Source organism: Hoeflea sp. BAL378 (genome assembly GCF_000759435.1).
Lineage (GTDB): Bacteria > Pseudomonadota > Alphaproteobacteria > Rhizobiales > Rhizobiaceae > Hoeflea.
This window is the reverse complement of record NZ_JRJG01000140.1, coordinates 1-22,312: the sequence shown is the minus strand read 5'-3', so window position 1 is coordinate 22,312 and position 22,312 is coordinate 1. Positions and strand designations below refer to the sequence as shown.

At 64.9% G+C, this 22,312-nt stretch carries 24 protein-coding genes and 1 pseudogene; 16 read left to right on the top strand and 9 right to left on the bottom strand.

Annotation, left to right across the window (positions count from 1 at the left end; translation table 11 throughout):
• Positions 1-24: 24 nt before the first annotated feature.
• Together hisI and folE are read right to left on the bottom strand one after the other, a co-directional pair.
• Positions 25-474 (bottom strand): phosphoribosyl-AMP cyclohydrolase, encoded by a 450-nt coding sequence (gene hisI, locus LL06_RS22905; RefSeq protein WP_035532441.1) that lies wholly within the window; start codon positions 472-474, stop codon positions 25-27.
• A gap of 29 nt (positions 475-503) precedes the next feature.
• On the bottom strand, positions 504-1,112 hold the full coding sequence (gene folE, locus LL06_RS22900; RefSeq protein ID WP_035532437.1) for a GTP cyclohydrolase I FolE: 609 nt from the start codon (positions 1,110-1,112) through the stop codon (positions 504-506).
• A 319-nt stretch (positions 1,113-1,431) separates the two neighbouring features.
• On the opposite strand from folE, the gene LL06_RS22895 reads away from it, so the two are divergent.
• From LL06_RS22895 to LL06_RS22865, 7 genes and pseudogenes are all read left to right on the top strand, one after another.
• Complete coding sequence (locus LL06_RS22895; RefSeq protein WP_035532435.1) at positions 1,432-1,881, top strand: iron-sulfur cluster assembly scaffold protein; 450 nt, start codon at positions 1,432-1,434, stop codon at positions 1,879-1,881.
• A gap of 12 nt (positions 1,882-1,893) precedes the next feature.
• The gene (locus LL06_RS22890; RefSeq protein WP_035532432.1) at positions 1,894-2,184 is read left to right on the top strand and encodes a nucleotidyltransferase family protein; all 291 of its coding nucleotides are present in this window, start codon (positions 1,894-1,896) and stop codon (positions 2,182-2,184) included.
• A gap of 23 nt (positions 2,185-2,207) precedes the next feature.
• On the top strand, positions 2,208-2,546 hold the full coding sequence (locus LL06_RS26605) for a HepT-like ribonuclease domain-containing protein (protein WP_052161847.1): 339 nt from the start codon (positions 2,208-2,210) through the stop codon (positions 2,544-2,546).
• Positions 2,533-2,853, top strand: a complete 321-nt coding sequence (gene yidD, locus LL06_RS22880) for a membrane protein insertion efficiency factor YidD (protein ID WP_035532429.1) — start codon at positions 2,533-2,535, stop codon at positions 2,851-2,853. The genes LL06_RS26605 and yidD overlap by 14 nt, the downstream gene beginning before the upstream one ends.
• Before the next feature lie 3 nt (positions 2,854-2,856).
• Complete coding sequence (locus tag LL06_RS22875) at positions 2,857-3,273, top strand: DUF2267 domain-containing protein (protein ID WP_035532427.1); 417 nt, start codon at positions 2,857-2,859, stop codon at positions 3,271-3,273.
• Between the two features lie 110 nt (positions 3,274-3,383).
• Positions 3,384-5,384 (top strand): threonine--tRNA ligase, encoded by a 2,001-nt coding sequence (gene thrS / locus LL06_RS22870; RefSeq protein ID WP_035532424.1) that lies wholly within the window; start codon positions 3,384-3,386, stop codon positions 5,382-5,384.
• 104 nt (positions 5,385-5,488) lie between these two features.
• Positions 5,489-6,350, top strand: a pseudogene (locus LL06_RS22865) (lysophospholipid acyltransferase family protein).
• On the opposite strand, the gene LL06_RS22860 reads toward LL06_RS22865, so the two are convergent.
• Positions 6,347-7,276 (bottom strand): hypothetical protein, encoded by a 930-nt coding sequence (locus LL06_RS22860; protein WP_052161846.1) that lies wholly within the window; start codon positions 7,274-7,276, stop codon positions 6,347-6,349. The pseudogene LL06_RS22865 and the gene LL06_RS22860 sit on opposite strands and share 4 nt — an antisense overlap.
• 79 nt (positions 7,277-7,355) lie before the next feature.
• Between LL06_RS22860 and LL06_RS22855 the strand changes: the two genes are divergently transcribed.
• Positions 7,356-7,949, top strand: coding sequence for a nitroreductase (locus LL06_RS22855; RefSeq protein WP_152599735.1), 594 nt, complete (start codon positions 7,356-7,358; stop codon positions 7,947-7,949).
• Between the two features lie 6 nt (positions 7,950-7,955).
• Positions 7,956-8,567 (top strand): flavin reductase family protein, encoded by a 612-nt coding sequence (locus LL06_RS22850; RefSeq protein WP_035532421.1) that lies wholly within the window; start codon positions 7,956-7,958, stop codon positions 8,565-8,567.
• Positions 8,568-8,591: 24 nt separating this feature from the next.
• Here LL06_RS22850 and LL06_RS22845 read toward each other — a convergent pair whose 3' ends face one another.
• Positions 8,592-9,491, bottom strand: coding sequence for a CoA ester lyase (locus LL06_RS22845; RefSeq protein WP_035532470.1), 900 nt, complete (start codon positions 9,489-9,491; stop codon positions 8,592-8,594).
• Positions 9,491-9,946, bottom strand: coding sequence for a MaoC family dehydratase (locus LL06_RS22840; RefSeq protein WP_035532418.1), 456 nt, complete (start codon positions 9,944-9,946; stop codon positions 9,491-9,493). The genes LL06_RS22845 and LL06_RS22840 overlap by 1 nt, the downstream gene beginning before the upstream one ends.
• Positions 9,947-10,107: 161 nt before the next feature.
• On the opposite strand from LL06_RS22840, the gene LL06_RS22835 reads away from it, so the two are divergent.
• On the top strand, positions 10,108-11,247 hold the full coding sequence (locus LL06_RS22835) for a DUF2336 domain-containing protein (RefSeq protein WP_035532415.1): 1,140 nt from the start codon (positions 10,108-10,110) through the stop codon (positions 11,245-11,247).
• Positions 11,248-11,253: 6 nt separating this feature from the next.
• Here LL06_RS22835 and parE read toward each other — a convergent pair whose 3' ends face one another.
• A complete protein-coding gene (gene parE / locus LL06_RS22830; RefSeq protein WP_035532413.1) occupies positions 11,254-13,332 on the bottom strand; it encodes a DNA topoisomerase IV subunit B in 2,079 nt (692 codons plus the stop codon).
• 97 nt (positions 13,333-13,429) lie between these two features.
• Here parE and LL06_RS22825 point away from each other — a divergent pair, with 97 nt between their 5' ends.
• The 6 genes from LL06_RS22825 (at position 13,430) to LL06_RS22800 (ending at position 19,966) form a co-directional block, all read left to right on the top strand.
• Entirely contained in the window at positions 13,430-14,302 is an 873-nt protein-coding gene (locus LL06_RS22825) for a phospholipase (RefSeq protein ID WP_035532410.1), read from the top strand.
• Between the two features lie 129 nt (positions 14,303-14,431).
• Complete coding sequence (locus LL06_RS22820) at positions 14,432-14,878, top strand: EamA family transporter (RefSeq protein WP_035532407.1); 447 nt, start codon at positions 14,432-14,434, stop codon at positions 14,876-14,878.
• On the top strand, positions 14,875-15,888 hold the full coding sequence (locus tag LL06_RS22815; RefSeq protein ID WP_035532405.1) for an NAD(P)-dependent oxidoreductase: 1,014 nt from the start codon (positions 14,875-14,877) through the stop codon (positions 15,886-15,888). Before LL06_RS22820 ends, LL06_RS22815 begins: the two co-directional genes overlap by 4 nt.
• 94 nt (positions 15,889-15,982) lie before the next feature.
• Entirely contained in the window at positions 15,983-17,401 is a 1,419-nt protein-coding gene (locus tag LL06_RS22810; RefSeq protein ID WP_052161849.1) for an aspartate aminotransferase family protein, read from the top strand.
• Between the two features lie 269 nt (positions 17,402-17,670).
• Positions 17,671-18,906, top strand: a complete 1,236-nt coding sequence (locus LL06_RS22805; RefSeq protein WP_035532401.1) for a hypothetical protein — start codon at positions 17,671-17,673, stop codon at positions 18,904-18,906.
• Positions 18,907-18,922: 16 nt separating this feature from the next.
• On the top strand, positions 18,923-19,966 hold the full coding sequence (locus tag LL06_RS22800) for a TAXI family TRAP transporter solute-binding subunit (protein ID WP_244447210.1): 1,044 nt from the start codon (positions 18,923-18,925) through the stop codon (positions 19,964-19,966).
• A gap of 112 nt (positions 19,967-20,078) precedes the next feature.
• On the opposite strand, the gene glnA is transcribed toward LL06_RS22800, so the two are convergent.
• The 3 genes from glnA to LL06_RS28120 form a co-directional block, all read right to left on the bottom strand.
• Positions 20,079-21,488, bottom strand: a complete 1,410-nt coding sequence (gene glnA / locus LL06_RS22795; protein WP_035532399.1) for a type I glutamate--ammonia ligase — start codon at positions 21,486-21,488, stop codon at positions 20,079-20,081.
• Positions 21,489-21,546: 58 nt separating this feature from the next.
• On the bottom strand, positions 21,547-21,885 hold the full coding sequence (locus tag LL06_RS22790) for a P-II family nitrogen regulator (protein ID WP_035532396.1): 339 nt from the start codon (positions 21,883-21,885) through the stop codon (positions 21,547-21,549).
• A 211-nt stretch (positions 21,886-22,096) separates the two neighbouring features.
• On the bottom strand, positions 22,097-22,312 hold a 216-nt coding region (locus LL06_RS28120), incomplete at its 5' end, for a hypothetical protein (RefSeq protein WP_210165727.1).

The following is a 22,312-nucleotide window of genomic DNA, read 5'->3' as shown; positions in this document are numbered from 1 at the left end:
CTGCCTCAAAATGGAGCAGTCTGGCTAATGATCGGTATAGACTGTCGCGGGATCGAACAGCGGGCTTGAATCGGTGACGAGTTGCGGCGTCCCGTCTGCGGTCACGATCCTGCGATAGAAACAGGAGCGGCGGCCGGTGTGGCAGGTGGCGTCCTGGCCGCCGACGCGGACCTTGAGCAGCACCGCGTCCTGGTCGCAGTCGACGCGGATTTCCTCCACCATCTGCACATTGCCGGAGGTCTCGCCCTTCTTCCACAGGCTCCGGCGCGACCGGCTCCAGTAATGCGCGATCCCCGTCTCGAGCGTCATCTTCAGCGCTTCGGCGTTCATGTGCGCCAGCATCAGCACCTGGTTGTCGCGGCTGTCGGTGACCACGGCGGTGATCAGGCCGTTGGCGTCGTAGCGCGGCGCAAGCACCGCGCCTTCCTCGAGCGCGGCCTTGGCATCCTGCGGCGATGTCGGTGTTTCGGTCATCGGCGTCCCCTTGTCGAAAGGGGTCCTCGTCAACCCCGGATCAGTGTCATGAAGCGGACCTGTTCGTGCGGATCCGATTTGAACGTGCCTGTAAAGGTCGTGGTGATGGTTGTCGAGCCCTGCTTCTGGATGCCGCGCATCGCCATGCACATGTGCTCGGCCTCGATCATCACCGCCACGCCGCGCGGGCGCAGGGTCTCGTCGATGGCATGGGCGACCTGCGCCGTCATGGTTTCCTGGGTCTGCAGGCGGCGGCCGAAGATGTCGACGACGCGGGCGATCTTGGACAGGCCCACGACCTTGCCGTCGGGCAGGTAGGCCACATGCGCCTTGCCGATGATCGGCACCATGTGGTGCTCGCAATGGGAGAAGAACGGAATGTCCTTGATCAGCACGATGTCGTCGTAGCCCGCCACTTCCTCGAAGGTGCGGCCCAGGGCTTCCTCGGCGTCCTGGTCGTAGCCGGAGAACAGCTCCTTGTAGGCCTTGGCGACGCGCATCGGCGTGTCCATCAGACCCTCGCGGCCCACGTCGTCGCCGATCCAGCGCAGCAGCGTCCGCACCGCATCCTCGGCCTGGGCCTGGGTCGGGCGGGCGTCCTTGTCCGTGAGGACCGGGTTGTTGACTATGGCGTCCATGTTCGCAGTCTCCGTGGGGTATCGCACCCTTTACGTTGTCAGTGTTCAAACGGACCACGCACATGGACACATGAGCGGCATCACGCCGCACCCCATGTCCTGCGGGCTCCGGGGCTTTCGGGCGGTTCACCCTCCGGCACGGTTTCCCATCAGACGCGGCTCCTCAAACAGGTTTTGCCGAACGCCTGATCTCCACTATATAATGATCAAAAGGCGCGCGTCGAGGTGGGACGCCGTCATCTCGTGTCGCAGCCCGTGGAGCGGGCGGGAATGTCGGGTCCAAAATGCCAGGCCTGACCCCTCAAAAAGGTCCGTAGTGATGATTGACGATGTCTACAATGCCCGAATCCTCGATTTCGCGGGCAATATTCCGCGGATCGGTACGCTCGCCGACGCCGACGCGGAAGCCTCGGCGCATTCCAAGCTGTGCGGCTCGAAGGTCAAGGTCTGGCTCAAGATGGACGGCGACCGCGTCGCCGACTTCGCCCACGACGTCAAGGCCTGCGCGCTCGGCCAGGCCTCCTCGTCGATCATGGCGCGCAATATCATCGGCGCGAGCGCTCACGAATTGCGCGAAGTCCGCGAGACAATGCGCAAGATGCTCAAGGAAAACGGCCCCGCGCCCGAAGGCCGCTTCGCCGACCTCAAGTTCCTCGAACCGGTCCGCGAGTACCGCGCCCGGCACGCCTCGACGCTTCTGACCTTCGACGCCGTCAATGACTGCCTCGACCAGATCGAGGCGCGGCGGTCGAAGGAAGACGCGGCGTGAAGGAGGGGTAAGATGCGTCCATCGGAAGCTCTTGAGAAACATCGCGAGGACGCCAGGGCGATCATCGCGCGCTATCCGCTGGAGAATCCGCGGATTTTTGGTTCCACGGCGCGTCAAGAAGACACCGAACAAAGCGATCTCGACATTCTGGTTCGCCTGACGGGAGACCTTACATATTTTGATCTCGCAAGGCTGGAGCGTGAACTTGGCACACTTATCGGTGTGAAAGTCGATGTTCGGACCGAAGGTGAGTTTTCAGGCGCCATGCTCGACCGGATTTCGCGCGATTTCGTTTCGCTATGATACAAGATCCGGCTCTTCTCGATATGCTGATCAGCATGCGAACCTGGTGTCTGAAAGCAGAAAAAATCTCTTCTGTGCAAGCTTTGGACGGCTTCCTGGCAGATGAGATACTTCAATTGGCTGTGACCAAGGCAGTGGAGCAGGTCGGAGAAATAGCTCGTCGCGTAATGGAACGGTGGCCAGAATTCACTCAAGCAAATCCTCAACTTTGTCTGGTGGATGCCTATGCACTACGTAACCGCCTTGTGCATGGCTATCACTCAGTAGAACTGAAAATCCTCTACTTCACGGCAAGAGAGTCGATCCCCGAAATGGGACTTCAGCTGGATCGATTGATGGGCAATCTCGATGACCAGCCGTAACTACTCCGGCCCCTGGCCGAAAACGCCCGGGCGGCTGTTCGGCACCGGGTTCGTGCGGCTCTATCAGCTGACATTGTCAGGCTTCATCGGCAATTCCTGCCGGCACCTGCCGACGTGCTCGGAATATGCCTATGAGGCGATCGCCCGGCACGGGCTGTGGAAGGGCGGATGGATGGCGCTGTTCCGGGTCGGCCGCTGCGGTCCGGGCGGCACCCATGGCATCGACAATGTTCCCGAGACACTTGACGTGCGGCTTGCCTGGTGGGCGCCGTGGCGGTTCGCGCGGCTGTCCGCGCACAGGGAGTAGGCCATGACCGTGCCGCAGGACTACATGCTGGCGCAGCAAAGGTTCGACGCGCTGCTGGTCGAGCTGATGGAGCGGCTGGATCTCACCACCCGGCATCAGGTCTATGCGGTCCTGTTCGCCGTCCTGCGGGTGTTCCGACGCCGGCTCGACGCCGATCAGACGCTCGTTTTCGCGGGCGCCTTGCCGGCGATCGTCTCGGCCATGTTCGTGAGCGACTGGGATCCCGGCGAGGAACCACGGCCCTTTGCCGATCCCTCGTCCTACGACGCGGAAATCCGCGATGTCCGGCGCGACCACACTCTGGCGCAGCCGGGCGCAGGCCGTATCGTGGCGGCAAGCCTCCGCTCCCGTTGCGACCCGGCTGCCTTCGAGGCCGCGCTTTCCCGGCTTCCCGAACGGGCGCGGGCGTTCTGGGAATGACCCGGCCAACCCTTGCCCGGCCTGCCCAAATCGCGTAAACGCCTCCGCGCACCCCTTATCCACTCAACCACCCGCGTTCGTAGGCGGGACTGGACCCAGGAGAGACTGTCATGGCGTCAGCCGTTTCCCTCACATTTCCCGATGGCTCGAAGCGCGACTACCCCGCCGGCACGACCGGCCGCGAGGTCGCCGAATCGATTTCCAAGTCGCTCGCCAAGAAGGCCGTGGCGATCGCGCTCGACGGCGAACTCGCCGATCTGAGCGACCCCGTCCGCGACGGCGCGCTCGAAATCGTCACCCGCACCGATCCGCGCGCGCTGGAGCTGATCCGCCACGACACCGCCCACGTCATGGCCGAGGCCGTGCAGGAATTGTTTCCCGGCACGCAGGTCACCATCGGCCCGGTGATCGAGAACGGCTTCTATTACGACTTCGCCAAGAACGAGCCGTTCACGCCGGAAGACCTGCCGGTGATCGAGAAGAAGATGAAGGAGATCATCGCCCGCAACAAGCCCTTCACCAAGGAGGTCTGGTCGCGCGATGAAGCGCGGCGCGTGTTCCAGGAAAAGGGCGAGGGCTACAAGGTCGAGCTGATCGAGGCGATTCCAGCCGACCAGGATCTCAAGATCTACCGGCAGGGCGACTGGTTCGACCTCTGCCGCGGCCCGCACATGGCCTCCACCGGCCAGATCGGCACCGCCTTCAAGCTGATGAAGGTGGCAGGCGCCTATTGGCGCGGCGATTCCAGCAATCCGATGCTCACGCGCATCTACGGCACCGCCTGGGCCGAGCAGGCCGAACTCGACGCCTATCTCACCATGCTGGAAGAGGCCGAGAAGCGCGACCACCGCCGGCTGGGCCGCGAGATGGACCTGTTCCATTTCCAGGACGAGGGCCCGGGCGTCGTGTTCTGGCATTCCAAGGGCTGGCGCATGTTCCAGAACCTGGTGGCCTATATGCGCCGCCGGCTCGAGGACGGCTATGAGGAAGTCAACGCGCCGCAGATCCTCGACAAGAGCCTGTGGGAGACCTCGGGCCACTGGGGCTGGTACCAGGAGAACATGTTCGCGGTGAAATCGGCGCATGCCTTCACCAATCCCGACGATTTGAACGCCGACAACCGCATCTTCGCGCTCAAGCCGATGAACTGCCCCGGCCATGTGCAGATCTTCAAGCACGGGCTCAAGTCCTACCGCGACCTGCCGATCCGGCTCGCCGAATTCGGCAATGTCCACCGCTACGAGCCCTCGGGCGCGCTGCACGGGCTGATGCGGGTGCGCGCGTTCACCCAGGACGACGCCCACATCTTCTGCACCGAGGAGCAGCTCGAAGCGGAGATCCTGAAGATCAACGATCTGATGATGTCGGTCTACAAGGATTTCGGCTTCGAGGAAGTGGTGGTCAAGCTCGCCACCCGGCCCGAGAAGCGGGTCGGCACCGACGCCATGTGGGACCATGCCGAGGAGATCCTCAAGCGGGCGCTTGAACGCATGGCGCGCGAGGACAATCGCATCAAGATCGGCATCAACGAGGGCGAGGGGACCTTCTACGGACCCAAGTTCGAGTACACGCTGCGCGATGCGATCGGCCGTGACTGGCAGTGCGGCACCACCCAGGTCGATTTCAACCTGCCCGAACGCTTCGGCGCCTTCTATATCGGCTCGGATTCGGAAAAGAAGCAGCCGGTGATGGTGCACCGGGCGATCTGCGGCTCGCTCGAGCGGTTCCTCGGCATTCTCATCGAAAGCCATGCCGGCCACATGCCGCTGTGGTTCGCGCCGCTGCAGGTGGTCGTCGCCACGATCACGTCTGAGGCCGACGCGTATGGCGAAAGCGTCGCCCAGAAGCTGCGCGACGCCGGGCTCCAGGTCGAAACCGACTTCCGCAACGAGAAGATCAACTACAAGGTCCGCGAGCACTCGATGGCCAAGGTGCCGGTGATCCTGGTCTGCGGCATGCGCGAGGCCGAGGAGCGTGCGGTCAATGTGCGCCGGCTCGGAAGCCGCGACCAGGTCGCCATGTCGCTCGATGACGCGATCGCAAGGCTGGTCGAGGAGGCGACGCCGCCCGACGTCGTGCGCCGCAACGCCGAGAAAGCCGCCCGGGCCTGAGACCTGCCGGGCGCGCCGCGGTCCGCCGCGCCGCGCCCGGTGTCACACGCGCTTCACGTTGGCATGGCAAGCGGGTTGACCATCGTTGCTTCGCGAGTCGCCCCATGCAGCTTCATCAACTCAGTTACGCCAACGAAAACCCAGCCGCTGTTCAAGCGCTGGCTGATCCGCTCCATCGAAGGCCTGTCGGGGCGGGACCGGTATTTGCGGCTCTACCAGATCTGGAGCCGCGAGATCGTGCCCGAGGGACGGGCGGTGTTCTCGCGCATGCTCGAGCTGATCAACATCAAGCTCGACATCCGCTCCGAATGGCCGCCGCGCGACCTGCCGGACGGGCCGCTGGTGATCGTCGCCAACCATCCCTTCGGCATCGGCGACGGCATCGCGGTGCTGGCGATGGCGGAGGCGCTGGGACGGCCGTTCCGCGTGCTCATCCACAACGACCTGATGAAGGTCCCGGAAATCATTCCCTATTCGCTGCCGATCTCGTTTGAGGAGACCCGCGAGGCGCTGGCCATGAACATGGAGACGCGGCACGAAGCGGTGCGGCTGCTCAAGACCGGCGTCACCATCGTGGTGTTTCCGGCGGGCGGCGTCGCCACCGCGCCCAGGGGTTTTGGCCGCGCCGTCGACCTGCCCTGGAAGATGTTTCCCGCGCGCCTGGTTCAGGCGGCCCGCGCCTCGGTCATCCCCGTGCATTTCAGCGGGCAGAATGGCCGGCTGTTCCATCTGGCGAGCCGGGTGTCGATGACGCTCAGGATCTCGCTGCTGATCCGCGAATTCCGCCGCCTGTCGGGCACGCGGATCGTGGCCCATGCGGGCAGCGTGCTCACGGCGGATGCGCTTGCCGCCATCAGCGACCGCAAGCAGCTTCTCGAACAGCTACATATCGCTGTGTTCGGGCTGGTTCCGCCGGTCCCAAGGCGGCCGCGCCGGAGCCTGAAGTCGCTGCGGTCTCTGAACTAGTTCAGCAGCACTTCCACGTCGGAATTCTGGCCGGCGAGAACGGTGAATTCGCGCTGCAGCACCTTGCCCTTGTTGCGGGCGATGGCGGTGTACTCGCCCTCCGCGAGCACGATGGTGGGGAAGGCGCCGACGCTTTCCGAGACCACGTCGCCGCCCGAAGTGAGGATCGACCAGGCCGTGTCGGCGATGGCCTCGCCGCCGGGTTCGGAAACCAGCTTTAGCGTGAGCTGCGCGGCGCGGTGCTGGATCACCGCTTCGGTGAGCTTGCCCGCCTCGACCCGGATGTCGGAGCGGATCACCGCATTGACGGCGCCGTATTCGGAGACGATGTGGTAGGTGCCGGCATTGAGCCGCACGATGGTGTCGGGCTTGACGTCCTCGACCACAAGCTGCTGCTCGCCGTCGATCCCCTCGTCGGCCTTGTAGATGTTGAAGCGGAGCTGGGTCGCCGGGATGCGGGCGTCGATGCCCGAGACCGCGTTCAGCACCAGTCCGCCGGCTTCGAGAACCATGCGCTGCTTTTCCAGCGGACCGTCTTTCGGCACGGTGAGTTTCTTGGTGACGCCGGCGCGGCCGAAGGCGACATGGATGAAATAGTCGCCGGGCTCGAACTCGAAATCGGCCGAGCCGCCCTCGGAGGAGGCGAGCAGCGGCAATTTGCCATCGGGCCCGGGGATCGGGTGGAAGATGCGCCAAGTCAGTCCGTATTTGATCGGGTCGCCGTCCTCAGTCAGCGCCGCTTCCATCCGCACAGTCCGCCCTTTGGCGGCGGCCGCGCCGGCCGCACCGGCGGGCGCGTATTCGTTCAGGCCGGGAAGCTTGATGGTGGCGTCATTGGCGGTGCCGAAGGGATCCTGCGCTCTTGCGGCATTCACCGGTTGCAGCAGAGCGCAAATGCACAGCAAAGGGATCGACAGTCTGTTCATGCGCTCCGGTCCGGTTGACTTCCGGGATGTGAGAGGCCACTTGAAACCAACGCCATGGCGAATTCATGGCCGAACCTGAATGCACGAGGAAGCCATGCCGGTCAATGCCGCCCTGAAGGCCTATCTTGAAACCCGCCGTTCGATCCCTGCTTTCCAGATGACCGAGCCCGGCCCCACCCGTCCGGAAATCGAAGAGATTCTCAAGCTCGCCAGCCGGGTTCCCGACCACGGCAAGCTGGCGCCCTGGCGCTTCATCGTCTTTGCCGGCGCCGAGCGCGAGCGGGTCTCGCTCGAGCTCGCCAAGGTCGCCATGGCCAACAAGCCCGACATGGCCGACGACATGATCGCGGTCGAGAAGAGCCGGCTCACCCGCGCGCCGGTAGTCATCGCCGTGGTGTCGCGCGCGGCTCCGCATGTGAAGATCCCCGAATGGGAGCAGCTCATGAGCGCCGGCGCGGTGTGCCTCAACCTGCTGATGGCGGCCAATGCGCTGGGCTATTCGTCCAACTGGCTCACCGAATGGTTCGCCTATGACGAAAGCGTCTATCCGCTTCTGGGCGTCAAGCCGGGCGAACGCGTCTCCGGCTTCATTCATATCGGCACCATGAAGATGCATCCGGGCGATCGCGCGCGGCCGGAGCTCGCCGACATCGTCACCTTCGCGGGAGAATGAGCGCCCGTGTTCTATGAAACCAAGGACAATGCCCACGGGCTGCCGCACGACCCGTTCAAGGCCATCGTCTCGCCGCGGCCGATCGGCTGGATCGGCACCCGCGGCAAAGACGGTTCGGTCAATCTCGCGCCATACTCCTATTTCAACGCGATTTCCGACCACCCCAAGACGGTGATGTTCTCGTCTTCGGGGCGCAAGGACACGCTGCGCAATGTCGAGGACACCGGCGTGTTCACGGCCAGCATGGTCAGCCGCACGCTCGCCGAGAAGATGAACCTCACCTCGGCCAACGCGCCCTATGGCGAGAGCGAATTCGCCTTCGCGGGTCTGGCCATGGCGGAAGGCCGCCTGGTCGACGCGCCCTATGTCGGCGAGGCCTTCGCGGCGCTCGAATGCCGGGTCACCAACATGTTCGAGGTCAAGAGCCTGGACGGCGCGCCGAGCGGCTCCTTCGTCGTCATCGGTCAGGTGATGGGCATCCATATCGACGAGGCGGCGCTGACCGACGGTCTGCTCGACATGGCGATCGCCGCACCGGTCGGCCGCATGGGCTACATGGATTATTGCGCGGGATCCGAGCCCTTCAGCATGCGCCGGCCCGCCTGGCCCAAGTCCTAGGCACGGGTCAGGGGTGACGGCGGATCAGTCCTGAACGGGCAGGGCGCCCGGTTCCAGTCCCGCCCGCCGCGCCACCCGTTCCGCCTGGCGAAGATGCGGCCTGTCGATCATCTTGCCGTCGAGCGACAGCACGCCCGCATCGGGCCCGGCCGCGGCAAACAGCGCCAGAATGCGCACCGCGCGCTCGACATCCGCGGGCGCCGGCGTGAAGGCGGCATTGATCACGTCGACCTGATCCGGGTGGATCGCCATCTTTCCGGAGAACCCGTCGCGCACCGCCGCCCGGCATTCGGCGTCGAGACCGTCCGGATCCCGGAAATTGGTGAACACCGTGTCGATGGCGTCGACGCCCGCATGCGCCGCCGCCAGGATCGTCAGGCTTCGGGCCAGGCGGAAGACATCGGTGTAGCGGCCGCGCTCGTCCTTGTTGGACGACGCCCCGATATCGGCGGCCAGATCCTCGGCGCCCCAGGCGAGCGCCGACAGCCGCGCCGACTTGCCGGCGAAGGAAGCAGCCGACAGCATCCCGCCGGCGGTTTCGGTGATCAGCGCGTGGATGCGGATCGCGCCGTCGGGCAGGCCGGCCTCGGCCTCCTCGACCGCGATGGCCGCGCTCAGCGCCTGGATGTCGGCGCCGGAACCGGCCTTGGGCAGCAGGATCGCATGCGGCGCGCCCGCCACCACCGCGGCCAGGTCGTCATCCGTCAGTCCGGTGTCGAGCGCGTTGACCCTTACGATCAGCTTCGGCGCCCCGGCGCCCCGGTCCGCCCCGGAGAGAAACGCCGCCACCAGCCGCCGGGCCTCGATCTTGCGCGATGGGGCCACGGAATCCTCAAGGTCGAGGATCAGCGCATCCGCGCCGGAGGCCGCGGCCTTTTCCATCTTGCGTTCGGAATCGCCCGGAACGAACAGCAGCGAGCGCATCATGCCGCGGGCCTCCGGCGCATCATCGCCTGGCGCACGCAGCGGGCGACGAGAAGGTCGCGCTGGTTGAAGGCCTTGTGCTCCAGTTCGACGATGCCGCGGTCGGGCTTGGATTTCGAGTCGCGCACCGAGACGATTTTGGTTTCCACCCGGACCGTGTCGCCGTGGAACAGCGGGTTGGGGAAGGTGACCTCGCTCATGCCGAGATTGGCGATGGTCGTGCCGACAGTGGTGTCGTTGACCGAAATCCCGATCATCAGCCCCAGCGTGAACAGCGAATTGACCAGCGGCTGGCCGAATTCCGTGGTCTTGCAGAATTCGAAATCGATATGCAGCGGCTGCGGATTGAGCGTCATGTTGGAGAACAGCATGTTGTCCATCTCGGTGACGGTGCGCCGGAGCGTGTGGGTGATCACTTCGCCGGGAACGAATTCCTCAAGATACATGCCGCGCATTCAGGGTCTCCCATGTCCATACAGGACTCATTGATGCCGCGTTCGCGGCCGTGGCGCAAGGCCGGGACCGGACCCCAAGTCGTTAACAAGCATGGTGAACCGATCGTAAACCATTTGTCCCTAGGATCGCGCCATTGGTATCGAGTGGGGTCTGGTTTCACATGATTGTAAAGTCCTTTCTGAAGTGGTCGGAAACCGCCAAGACCGGCGATCGTTGCAAGGCCGCTTCGGCCCTGGCGCGCGCCTATGCGCTGGGCCACATGGATCAGTCGGAACGCCAGGCCGCCGAAGCCGCGCTGGCGATGCTCCTGGAAGATCCGTCTCCCAAGGTCCGGCTGGCGCTCGCCGAAGGGCTGGCGACGATCGGGCATGCGCCGCGCGGCATCGTGCTCGGGCTCGCCAATGACCAGATCGAGGTGGCCGGCCGCGTCATCGCCCTGTCGCCGGTGCTGGCCGACAATGATCTGATCGAAATCGTCGCCAGCGGCCGTCCCACGCTGCAGCAGTTCGTGGCCTTCCGGCGGCCGCTCTCGGTGTCCGTCGCCGCGGCGCTCGCCGAAGTCGGCGAAGCCGGCGCGGTGGCCGACATGCTGGACAATGCCCATGTGTCGATCGCGCGGATCTCGCTGCGGCGGATCGCCGAGCGTTTCGGCGACGACCCGGAAATCCGCGCCCGCCTGTTCGAGCGCGCGGACCTGCCGTGCGATGTCCGCCAGGCGCTGGTCGAGCGGCTCGGCGCGGCGCTCGCCGGATCGGATTTCGTCCGCTCGGCGATCGGCGGCAGCCGCGGCCGCAAGGTCACCGAAGAGGCCTGCATGACCGCCACGCTGAGGATGGCCGAGACCGTTTATGCCGAGGAGATCCCGGCACTGGTCGAGCATCTGCGCATGTCCGGCCGGCTGACGCCCGCCTTCCTGATCCACGCCTTGTGCGCCGGCAATGTCGATTTCTTCGCGAGCGCCGTCGTGTCGCTGTCGGGGATGAGCGATTCCCGCGTCCGCGGCATCCTGGTCGATGGCCGCGAGACTGCAATGCGCGCGCTCTACCGGGCAATCGGTCTCAGCGGCGACCTGGCGCCGGTGTTCGTCTCCGCCACGCTGATCTGGCGCGCCGCCTCGCGCAGCCAGGCGAGCATCGACACCGGCCGCGTCACCCATGAGTTGATCCAGCGCCACGCGCGCGACGCCGAGCGCCAGCCGGCCGTGGGCGAGTTGCTGCGGCTGGTCGAGACGCTGCATTTCAACTGGCAGCGCCAGGCCTCGCGCGACTACGCCCATGCGTTGGCGGCGGAGGCCGCCTGATCAGGCTCAGATGTCGAGATTCTCGACGAAGGCCGCGTGGTCCTGGATGAAGCGGAAGCGCGCGTCGGCCTTGGTCCCCATCAGATTGTCCACGGTCTCGCGGGTGGATTCGGGATCGATCAGGTCCACGGCAACCTTCAACAGCGTGCGGTTGGACGGGTCCATCGTCGTTTCCTTGAGCTGCGAGGCCATCATCTCGCCCAGGCCCTTGAACCGGTTGATCTCGACCTTGCCGCGGCCGGTGAACTCGGTCTCGAGCAGTTCGACGCGGTGCGCGTCGTCGCGCGCGTAGAGCGACTTCGCCCCTTGCGTGATCTTGTAGAGCGGCGGCACCGCCAGATAGAGATGACCCTGGCGGATCAGCTCCGGCATTTCCTGGTAGAAGAAGGTGATCAGCAGCGAGGCGATATGGGCGCCGTCGACATCGGCGTCGGTCATGATGATGATGCGCTCGTAGCGCAGGTCTTCCTCGCGGTATTTCGAGCGCGTGCCGCAGCCCAGCGCCTGGATCAGGTCGGCGATCTGCTGGTTGGCGCCGAGCTTTTCGCGGCCGGCGCTGGCGACGTTGAGGATCTTGCCGCGCAGCGGCAGGATCGCCTGGTTGGCGCGGTTGCGCGCCTGCTTGGCCGAGCCGCCGGCCGAATCGCCCTCGACGATGAACAGCTCCGCGCCCGCCGCCGAGGTCTGGCTGCAATCGGAAAGTTTGCCCGGCAGCCTGAGCTTGCGCACGGCGGTCTTGCGGTTGACTTCCTTTTCCTTGCGGCGGCGCACCCGCTCGTCGGCGCGGTCGATCACCCATTCGAGCAGCTTGTCGGCTTCGGCGGGCGAATCGGCCAGGAAATGGTCGAACGGATCGCGCAGCGCGGTCTCGACGATGCGCTGGGCCTCGACGGTGGCGAGCTTGTCCTTGGTCTGGCCGACGAATTCCGGCTCGCGGATGAACACCGACAGCATGCCGATGGCGGAGATCATCACGTCGTCGGTGGTGATCGCGGCGGCGCGCTTGTTGCCGGTCAGCTCGGCATAGGCCTTCAGCCCCTTGGTGAGCGCGATGCGGAGGCCCGCCTCATGGGTGCCGCCCTCGGGCGTCGGGATGGTGTTGCAGTAGGAGCTGACCGAGGAATCGCCGCCATACCAGGTCACCGCCCATTCCATCGAGCCATGGCCGCCCGGACGCTCGGTCTTGCCGGCGAAGATGTCGCGCGTCACCCGGTAATCGGCGCCGAGCGAGGCCTCAAGATAGTCCTTGAGCCCGCCGGGGAAATGGAACACCGCCTTGTCGGGCGTTTCGCTTCCCTCGACCAGCGAAGGCGCGCAGGACCAGCGGATCTCGACGCCGCCGAACAGATAGGCCTTCGAGCGCGCCATGCGATAGAGCCGGCCGGGATCGAAGCTGAGCGCCGGGCCGAAGATCTGCGGATCGGGGTGAAAGCGCACTCTGGTGCCGCGGCGGTTGTGCACGTCGCCCAGTTCCTCGAGCCCGCCCTGGGGCAGGCCCTTGGAGAAGCGCTGGCGGTAGAGCTTGCGGTTGCGCGCGACCTCGACCTCGAGATCGTCCGACAGCGCGTTGACCACCGAGATGCCGACGCCGTGCAGGCCGCCCGAGGTCTCGTAGACCTTGCTGTCGAATTTGCCGCCGGCGTGCAGCACGGTCATGATCACCTCGAGCGTGGACTTGCCCGGGAACTTCGGATGGTTCTCGACCGGGATGCCGCGGCCATTGTCGGTGACGGTCAGATAGCCGTCGGCGCCGAGCTCGACCTCGATGAAATTGGCGTGGCCGGCCACGGCCTCGTCCATCGAGTTGTCGATGACCTCAGCAAAGAGATGGTGCAGCGCGCGCTCGTCGGTGCCGCCGATATACATACCCGGCCTGCGCCGCACCGGCTCGAGACCCTCGAGCACCTCGATGGTGGAGGCGTCGTAGTCGTCGCCGCTGGCGGGCGCGCCTTTCCCCGGGGCAGCCGCCCGCGCAGGTTTGGGCGCGGCCTGTGCCGGCTGCTTGGGTGCGGTGTTTTCCGTCGCGCGCTCCGGTTTTGCGGCCGGTGTGCCGATTGCGGAAAAAAGATCGTTGGAATCATCCATGTCGACGCGATGCCTGATGTAAATTGGGGAAACGAATCACCCGGAGTGTGCCAGAATCCGTTCTTTCAATCGACTGTCTAGCATTTGGTTTGCGGCTTTGCGCGGCGTTCTTGCCGGGCAGGGCGCGATAGGCCTTGTCCTTCTGGCCTGCGCCGTCTGGGCGCCGCCGGCTCAGGCCTTCGAGCTTCGCGGCCACAAGGACCGGCTGTTTGCCTATCCCGGCATCCTGTCGACGAGCGAGGACGGCGCCTTCACCGTGGTCAATTACGACAAGATGCGCGACATCCACGGCCGCGACATCGAGCCCGAACGGCGGGTGCGCTCGAACTACGTCGCGATGCGGGTGAAGAACTACAGCCGGCTGGCGCTGCACGAGGCCGATGGCCGCAAGGTCGAGACCGGCCTGACCGGCGACTACGCCACCGCGCGCTTCGCCGTCATCTTCGTGCACGGCCGCGGCGGCGACCAGCGGCTCGGCATGAACGACTACACCTTCGGCGGCAATTTCAACCGGCTCAAGAACCTGATGATCGTCAATGGCGGCGCCTATCTCGCGCCGACGATCGCAAGTTTCGACGACCAGGGCGCGGCCGATGTGAGGGCGCTGGTCATGGCCGGCCGGGCGCCGGTGGTGCTGGCCTGCGCCTCGATGGGATCGATCATCTGCTCGAAGCTCGCCAATGACCCGGCGGTGGTGCCGCGGCTCGCCGGCATCGCACTTCTCGGCGGGGCGCCGGACATGGGCCTCGTCAAAAGCGCCGCCGTCAAGGCGAAGCTGCCCATCGTCTTCACCCATGGCAGCCTCGACACGGTCTATGACTGGAAGAGCCAGAAGGAGGTGTTCGACGCCGTGCGGGCCTCCGCCGCGCCCTATCCGGCGCGGTTCGTGCTGTTCGACACAGGCTCGCACGGAACGCCCATCCGCATGACCGACTGGAAGCAGACGCTCGAGTTCCTGCTCAGCCGCTGACCGCGTCTACAGGGTCTTTCCGCACCATTTCGGGAATAGCTTCAATTTAAGGAAATATTGACCGCGCCGGTCAACGGGATGTTTGTGAAATACCGCTAGAAACGGTCCCATCCTCATTCGGAGCGGGACATGAAATATATCGTCTTCATCCTTTTCACCGTGCTCACCAACGCGGCGGCGCAACTGATGCTCAAGCAGGGCATGCTGTCGCTCGGTCCGGTGAGCTTCACCGCCGACACGATGATCGCGCGGATCTTCCAGATCCTGTTCAACCCCTGGGTCTTCGCCGGCCTGACGACCTTCGTCATCTCCATGGCGTCGCATCTTTACGTGCTGTCGAAGGTGGAGCTGTCGTTCGCCTATCCCTTCCTCAGCCTCGCCTATGTGGCGGTGGCGGTGTTCGCCTATTTCCTCTTCAAGGAAGACCTCAACAGTTGGCGCATCGCCGGCATCGCCTTCATCTGCGTCGGCACCGTGCTGATCGCCCAGTCCGGCCGCGACGGCCACGCCACCGAGGCGCCCGAGACCGCAGCGCTTTCCAAGATCAACGTAGCAGCAAATGAGATTTCGCGATGAAACACGTCATTTTCGGAGGCGACGGCTTCGTCGGTCGCCATCTCGCCCAGAAACTTCTCACCGACGGCGAAGAGGTGGTGATCGCCGACATCGTCAACGCCAACAAGGCGTTCTACCGCGACGCAAGGATGGTCCACTGCGACGTGACCCAGCCCGACGACGTCGCCAAGGTGCCGATGCAAGTGGGCGACATGGTCTACAACCTGTCCGCCAAGATGCTGTCGCCGCTGCAGGTGCGCGCCAAGCGCCATGAATTCTTCTACCCGGTCAATTACGATGGCACGAAGAACATCATCGAGGCGATGGACAGGGCAGGGCTCGACAGGCTTGTCCATTTCACCACGGACATGATCTACGGCCACACGCTCACCTATCCGATGACCGAGGAGCATCCGGTCGCGCCGCTGGGCGAATACGGCCAGTCCAAGCTCGACACCGAGCATCTCGCCGCCGAATGGCGCACGCGCGGCATGAAGATCTCGCTGTTCCGCCCGCGCCTCATCATCGGCCCGGGCCGGCTGGGGATCCTGGAGAAACTGTTCAAGCTCGTCGATCTCAACCTGCCGGTGCCGATGATCGGATCGGGCAAGAACCCCTACCAGTTCATCTCGGTGTTCGACTGCGCCGAGGCCGCGCGGCTCGCCTGGAAGGCGGGCGTGCCGAACGAGGCCTACAATTTGGGTTCGCTCAACCCGCCGCCGGTGCGCAAGCTCTTGGGCGACCTGATCAGGCATGCCGGTTCGAAATCCTTCCTGATCCCGACGCCGGGCTGGGCGGTCAAGCGCACGCTCGACCTGTTCGACCTGATCAACATGCCGATCATGGATCCCGAACAGTACCTGATCGCCGACGAGGATTGCGTGCTCGACGTCTCCAAGGGCGAGCGCCAGCTCGGCTGGGTGCCGCAGTACCGCGACGAGGACATGCTGATCGCCGCCTATGACGAATACCACGCCACGAAGGCGCGCGGCGGTTCTGCCGCTTCCGCCCAGGTCGCACCGGCCGAATAACCGCTTCGAGGGAGCCAGAACCATGCTTGATACACCCGCACGCGTCACCGTCGAAGCGCCGCCCCTGTCCGAATCCGACACCGGAGCGGCCGCCATGACCGCCGCCACCGCCGCCCGCCGTCCGGCCCTGCTCAGCGTCGCCGACGCCAAGGCGATGTCGCTTGCCGACATGACCGAGATGTTCAAGGACCACATCAATCCCGGCCAGTTGCACTTCATGAAGCTGCTGGGCTTCCACAAGGTCAAGATCGAGACCGCGTCGGGCATGTACTACACCGACCAGAACGGCCGCAGGATCCTCGATTTCTTCGGCGGCTTCGGCTCGCTCGCCTTCGGCCACAACCACCCGCGCATCATCGCCGCGCGCAAGGCCTTCCAGGACGAGGACCGGCACGAGATCGCCATCGCCTTCATGAGCCAGTACGCCTCGGCGCTGGCGAAGAACCTGGCGGCAATCGCGCCCGGCGATCTCGACATGGTGTTCCTGGGCTCGTCCGGATCGGAAGCGATGGAAGCAGCGGTCAAGGTGGCCGAACGCGCGGCCGGGCCGAAGCGTCCGAAGATCGTCTATGCGCAGAACTCGTTCCACGGCAAGACCAAGGGCGTGCTGTCGCTGACCGACTCCGAACTCTATCGCGGCGAGTTCCAATTGACCGGCAACACCGTCAAGGTGCCGTTCGGCGACATCGAGGCGATCCGCAAGGCGTTTGAGAGCGACCCCGAGATCGGCGTCATCGTGCTCGAGACCATCCAGGGCGGCGGCGGCATCATCGAGGCGCCGGTCGAGTTCTGGCGCGAACTGCGCGCGCTCTGCGACAAGCACGGCGTGCTGTGGATCGCCGACGAGGTCCAGTGCGGCATGGGCCGCTCGGGCCATTTCTTCGCCTTCGAGAAGGCGGGCGTCGTCCCGGACGTCACCGCGCTCGCCAAGTCGCTGGGCGGCGGCAAGACCGCGATGGCTGCGATGATCGCCTCGCGCAAGGTCTACATGAAGGCCTATGGCACGCCCAAGACCGCGATGATCCACGCCCAGGCCACCTTCGGCGGCATCGGCGAGGCCTGCGTCACCGCCATCGAAGGCCTCAACATCATGTATGACGAGGATCTGATCGGCAATGCCGAGCGCACCGGCGGCTACCTGATCGAGCGCCTGAACGGGCTCAAGGACAAGTATCCGCAGATCATCAAGGATGTGCGCGGCCGCGGCTTCATGGTCGGGCTCGAGTTCCAGGATTTCAGCCAGACCCTGCCGGCGCTGCTCCGGCCGATGGTGGCGCTGCTCGACGACAAGCTCAAGGGCTCGCTGTCCGGCTTCGTCGGCGCCGAACTCCTGCGCGACCACAATGTGCTGGTGGCCTTCACCGAATACAATCGCAACGTCATAAGGCTCGAGCCGCCGCTGATCTGCGGCCGCGAGCATGTCGACGAGTTCATCACCGCGCTCGACACGGTGCTCGGCCGCGGCATCGTCCGCATCGTCCGCGATTTCATCGGCAGCCAGACCAAGAAATAGCCGGCTTCACCTCCAGTGATGCGCGACGAGACGGGGCGGATCGAGGATCCGCCCCGTTTTCTTTCGCACCCGATCCGGTGAGAAGCTCTTGGCGCGGACCCTCCGCCTCGGCCCGGTCTGCTTGCGTGCAGGCTTGTTTCACGCTACCCCTTGCCGGGTCGGGTCGGGGTATTTACCTCATGATGTGGGCCATCCGTGCGCCGCGGACGGCTTGACCGGCGGAGGCCCGCGAGGGCGGACGAACGCCCGGGCGCGCTCGCAGGAAGGGCATGAACTTGGCCAGTCAGTGGGGCAGGGACACCACGTATCAACCCGGGCGGAGAAGCGCGGGGCCGATCATCCTCGTCGCGATCCTGTCGCTCGCGCTTGGCTTTGGCGGCGGCTATGCCGCCTTCCGCTATCTCCAGCCGGCCCTCGTCACCCAGCAGGATATTAGCGCACCGCCGGCCGAGGCGGACCCGGACATCGCCCGGCTGAGCGAGGCTCTCGCCGTGGCTTCGAAGGACCTCGAGGCGGCCCGCGCAGCCGAGGCGGCGAGGGCCGCCGAGGTGGAGGAATTGCGCGCGCAGACCGCCCGCCAGGCCGCCGATCTCGACGCCATGGCGGAACGGCTGGCGGAGATGTCGGACCAGTCTCGGCCGCCGATCATGGAGACCGCGGCCGCGGTCGAATCCCTGACCCGCGAGCGCGACAAGCTGACGGCCGCAAACCAGTCCCTTGCCGCCGATCTGGCGGCGCTGGAAGCCGACCGCGAGGCGCTGAGGCAGGAGGCCGCGGCCGCCCAGGCCCGTCTCGAAGCCGAGATCGCGCGGCTTTCGGATCAGGTCGTGCCGGACCTCAGCGCCGAACGAGACCGCTTGCAGCGCCAGACGTCGCTGCTGCTTGCCGACAAGACTGCGCTTGAGGCGCGGGTCAAGGCGGCGGACGAGGCCCGGGCCGCGGAGTCGGCGGCGCGTGAAGAACTGACCCGCCTGCAGACCGACGTTCTGCCGCAACTCACGGCGGAACGGGATCGGTTGCAACGGCAGATCGGCGACATGGAGGCCGACCAGGCGGCGCTCCAGCGCCAGAACGAGGCAGCCACCGAAACCAGGGCCTCGGATGCGGCGACCATATCGCGGCTCGAGGCGGAACTCGAAGACGTCCGGCGCGAGCTGACGGCCGCGCAAGGCGAGCTCACAGCCCTCAAGCTTCATTCTGGATCCGCCCCGGTTCCCGGCAGCGGGACGGGCGCTGCCGCCGACAGCCCGCCGAGCCAGCCGGCGGCAACGCCAACCCCAACCCCACAAGACACGGCACCTCTGAGCCCGCGCCCGGAGGAGGCCGTGTCAGCCGCCTTGCGCGCGGCGCCCGGGCTTGGCCCCCTGTCGGGCGCCCAGAGGCAGGCGCTCGCGGACAGGCTCATCGCCGGCGAATGCGTGACGACCGCGCTCGAAGCGGTGTTCGACCGGGTGCCGATCCTGACGCTGCGCAACCTGATCCGCGATCTGAACAGCGAGTGCTGACATGAGGAGAACGCCCTTGAACCCCGTTGCCACCCTGATCCGAAACTTCCTTCTGGCGGCCGCCGCCGTGATGCTGATGGCCGGCGCGGGCCAGGCGGCCGAGTTCGAGCGCAACATCATGACCGGCGGACCCACCGGCACCTATATCCGCATCGGAAAGGACATCGCCGGCCTCGGCGCGGCCTGCGGGCTGACGCTCAACGTGGTCGAAAGCGCCGGCTCGCTCGAGAACTTCGTCGGCGTGCGCAACCGGCGCAACACCCAGTTCGGCGTCGTCCAGAGCGACCTGCTCGAATATCTCAAGACCTTCGAGGCCAATGACGCGCAGATCCAGGAGGCCGTGCGCGGGGTCAAGATCATGTTCCCGCTCTACAATGAGGAGGTGCATGTGCTGGCGCGCAGCGACATCGCCACGCTCAAGGACCTTGCCGGCAAGACCGTCGCCGTCGGCGTCAAGGACAGCGGCACCTACCTGACCGCGTCGCTGATCCTCGACATCCTGCAGGTCGAGGCGCGGGAGCGGGTGCTGCTCAATCCGGACCAGGCGCTGCCGAAACTCAAGGCCGGCGAAATCGACGCCTTCTTCTATGTCGCGGGCGCCCCCGCCGCGCTGTTCGCCGACGCCGGCATCGATCCCGACAAGTTCCATCTCCTGCCGATCACCGAGGCGCCGCTTCTTGCCACCTACACCAAGGCGTCGCTTCCGGCCGGCACCTATGCCTTCCAGGCCGAGCCGGTCGACCTGGTCGCCGTCAAGGCGGTGCTGATGACCTATGATTACGATCCCAAACGCAACGCCTATCACCGCGATAGCTGCCGGACGGTCTCGGACTTCTCGAGCCTCATTCTCAACGGAATGGACCGGCTGCGCGAGAGCGGTCATCCGAAATGGAAAACGGTCGACCTTTCGGCGCTGCCGCCGGGCTGGCAGGTGGGCTCCTGCGTCAAGATCGGCATGGCGCTCGACTACCAGCCGCAATGCACGACGCCCGCGCCAGCCGCGCCGGCCGACAGCAACGAGGAATATCTCAACCTCCTCAAGCAGCGCCTGAAGAACTGATCGCCCGTATCCAGAGACTGCTCACAAAAAAACCGGCGGAGCCGTTCAGGATCCGCCGGTTCATTCGTGTCCGAAGCCGGGACGGGCCGCCTGAGCGGCCCGTCTTGCGGCATCAGGACGAGTAGTACATGTCGTATTCGACCGGATGCGGGGTCATTTCGTAGCGCATCACTTCGACCATCTTCAGCTCGATGAAGGCATCGATCTGGTCGTCGTCGAAGACGCCGCCGGCGGTGAGGAACTTGCGGTCCTTGTCGAGGTTCTCGAGCGCTTCGCGCAGCGAGCCGCAGACGGTCGGGATCTTCTTGAGTTCCTTCGGCGGCAGGTCGTACAGGTCCTTGTCCATGGCCTTGCCGGGATGGATCTTGTTCTTGATGCCGTCGATGCCGGCCATCAGCATGGCGGCGAAGGCCAGGTAGGGGTTGGCGGTCGGATCCGGGAAGCGGACTTCGACGCGCTTGGACTTGGGCGAGGAGCCGAACGGAATGCGGCACGAGGCCGAGCGGTTGCGTGCCGAATAGGCGAGCAGCACCGGCGCCTCATAGCCCGGGACCAGACGCTTGTAGGAGTTGGTCGAGGGGTTGGTGAAGGCGTTGATGGCCTTGGCGTGCTTGATGATGCCGCCGATGTAGAACAGGCAGGTTTCCGACAGGCCCGCATATTCGTCGCCGGCGAAGGTCGGCTTGCCGCCCTTCCAGATCGACTGGTGCACATGCATGCCCGAGCCGTTGTCGCCGAAGACGGGCTTGGGCATGAAGGTCGCGGTCTTGCCATAGGCATTGGCCACCTGGTGGACGCCGTACTTGTAGATCTGGGTCTTGTCGGCCATGCGGGTCAGCGTGTCGAAGACCATGCAGAGCTCGTGCTGCGACGAGGCCACTTCGTGGTGGTGCTTCTCGACCGTCAGGCCCATTTCGGCCAGAACCGTGAGCATTTCCGAGCGCATGTCCTGGCAGCTATCGACCGGCGGGACCGGGAAATAGCCGCCCTTGACGCGCGGACGGTGGCCCATGTTGCCGGTTTCATAATCGGTGTCGTCGTTAGACGGCAGTTCGCTCGAGTCGAGCTTGAAGCCGGTGTTGTAGGGGTCGGCCTTGTACTTGACGTCGTCGAAGACGAAGAATTCGGGCTCGGGGCCGATATAGACGGTGTCGCCCAGGCCCGAGGCCTGCAGATAGGCTTCTGCCTTCTTGGCGGTGGTGCGCGGGTCGCGGTTGTAGGCCTCGCCGGTGATCGGGTCGAGAATGTCGCAGAAGATCACCATGGTCGACTGGGCGAAGAATGGGTCCATGTGGCCGGTCGCGGTGTCGGGCATCAGCACCATGTCGGACTCGTTGATGGCCTTCCAGCCACCGATCGAGGAGCCGTCGAACATCACACCGTCAGCGAACATGTCTTCGTCGACACAGGAGACATCCATCGTCACGTGCTGCATCTTGCCCTTCGGGTCGGTGAAGCGCAGATCGACAAACTTGACGTCGTTGTCCTTGATTTGCTTAAGAATTTCGGTGGCAGTCGTCATGTGTGATTTCCCTGTTGGTAAAGACGATTGGTGTGCGGCATGTCGCCGGACATAGTGTTCAGATGGCGTCGTTGCCTGTTTCACCGGTGCGGATGCGGATGACTTCCTCGATGTTGGACACGAAGATCTTGCCGTCGCCGATGCGGCCGGTCTGGGCCGCGTTGCGGATGGCTTCGATCGCGGCCTCCGCCGTTTCGTCGGCGAGCACGATCTCGACCTTCACCTTGGGGAGAAAATCAACGACATATTCCGCGCCCCGATAAAGCTCGGTATGGCCCTTCTGGCGACCGAAACCCTTGGCCTCGGTGACAGTGATGCCCTGGAGACCAACTTCTTGAAGGGCTTCCTTCACTTCATCAAGCTTGAAGGGCTTGATGATCGCTTCGATCTTTTTCATGAGAACCAATTCTCCGCTCTGTCCTGTGAAAGCGGGCAGCAAGGCGAACGCCAAAAACCCACTCGCGTGTATCAAAGCACACACTGTGCCACTTTGCTCAAAATTGACAGCTTGCGACCGAAATTTTTCGTTTCCCCACCGAAATCCGGAGAAAACCGGGCCCGAATTGGCCGAGCTTGCACGCGCCGTTGCATTTCAGGCCAAATATCAGTCAAACGCCCAAAGCAGGGCAGGGAAGGTGATGAATTTTTATGCGGCATTGCCTGCGCAATATTTCGGCAATCTGCCCAATTAAGCCGCAACTTTCGCTGCTTGGGAAATTCGCGTGCCCGGCCCCGGCTGCCATCTTGACCGCCGCGGCAGGGGCATGCAACCAAAGATCATGGCCATTCACGACACTATTCTTGTCACGCCGGCCGCCATGGGC

Coding starts and splice junctions, on each gene's coding strand:
- parE (WP_035532413.1), bottom strand. CDS start 13,332: ATGGATGATTCCAACGATCTTTTTTCCGCAATCGGCACACCGGCCGCA.
- LL06_RS22890 (WP_035532432.1), top strand. CDS start 1,894: ATGCGTCCATCGGAAGCTCTTGAGAAACATCGCGAGGACGCCAGGGCG.
- glnA (WP_035532399.1), bottom strand. CDS start 21,488: ATGACGACTGCCACCGAAATTCTTAAGCAAATCAAGGACAACGACGTC.
- hisI (WP_035532441.1), bottom strand. CDS start 474: ATGACCGAAACACCGACATCGCCGCAGGATGCCAAGGCCGCGCTCGAG.
- LL06_RS22820 (WP_035532407.1), top strand. CDS start 14,432: ATGAAATATATCGTCTTCATCCTTTTCACCGTGCTCACCAACGCGGCG.
- LL06_RS22815 (WP_035532405.1), top strand. CDS start 14,875: ATGAAACACGTCATTTTCGGAGGCGACGGCTTCGTCGGTCGCCATCTC.
- LL06_RS22835 (WP_035532415.1), top strand. CDS start 10,108: ATGATTGTAAAGTCCTTTCTGAAGTGGTCGGAAACCGCCAAGACCGGC.
- LL06_RS22805 (WP_035532401.1), top strand. CDS start 17,671: ATGAACTTGGCCAGTCAGTGGGGCAGGGACACCACGTATCAACCCGGG.
- LL06_RS22855 (WP_152599735.1), top strand. CDS start 7,356: ATGCACGAGGAAGCCATGCCGGTCAATGCCGCCCTGAAGGCCTATCTT.
- LL06_RS26605 (WP_052161847.1), top strand. CDS start 2,208: ATGCTGATCAGCATGCGAACCTGGTGTCTGAAAGCAGAAAAAATCTCT.
- thrS (WP_035532424.1), top strand. CDS start 3,384: ATGGCGTCAGCCGTTTCCCTCACATTTCCCGATGGCTCGAAGCGCGAC.
- LL06_RS22875 (WP_035532427.1), top strand. CDS start 2,857: ATGACCGTGCCGCAGGACTACATGCTGGCGCAGCAAAGGTTCGACGCG.
- LL06_RS22810 (WP_052161849.1), top strand. CDS start 15,983: ATGACCGCCGCCACCGCCGCCCGCCGTCCGGCCCTGCTCAGCGTCGCC.
- LL06_RS22845 (WP_035532470.1), bottom strand. CDS start 9,491: ATGCGCTCGCTGCTGTTCGTTCCGGGCGATTCCGAACGCAAGATGGAA.
- yidD (WP_035532429.1), top strand. CDS start 2,533: ATGACCAGCCGTAACTACTCCGGCCCCTGGCCGAAAACGCCCGGGCGG.
- LL06_RS22895 (WP_035532435.1), top strand. CDS start 1,432: ATGATTGACGATGTCTACAATGCCCGAATCCTCGATTTCGCGGGCAAT.
- LL06_RS22840 (WP_035532418.1), bottom strand. CDS start 9,946: ATGCGCGGCATGTATCTTGAGGAATTCGTTCCCGGCGAAGTGATCACC.
- folE (WP_035532437.1), bottom strand. CDS start 1,112: ATGGACGCCATAGTCAACAACCCGGTCCTCACGGACAAGGACGCCCGC.
- LL06_RS22860 (WP_052161846.1), bottom strand. CDS start 7,276: ATGAACAGACTGTCGATCCCTTTGCTGTGCATTTGCGCTCTGCTGCAA.
- LL06_RS22790 (WP_035532396.1), bottom strand. CDS start 21,885: ATGAAAAAGATCGAAGCGATCATCAAGCCCTTCAAGCTTGATGAAGTG.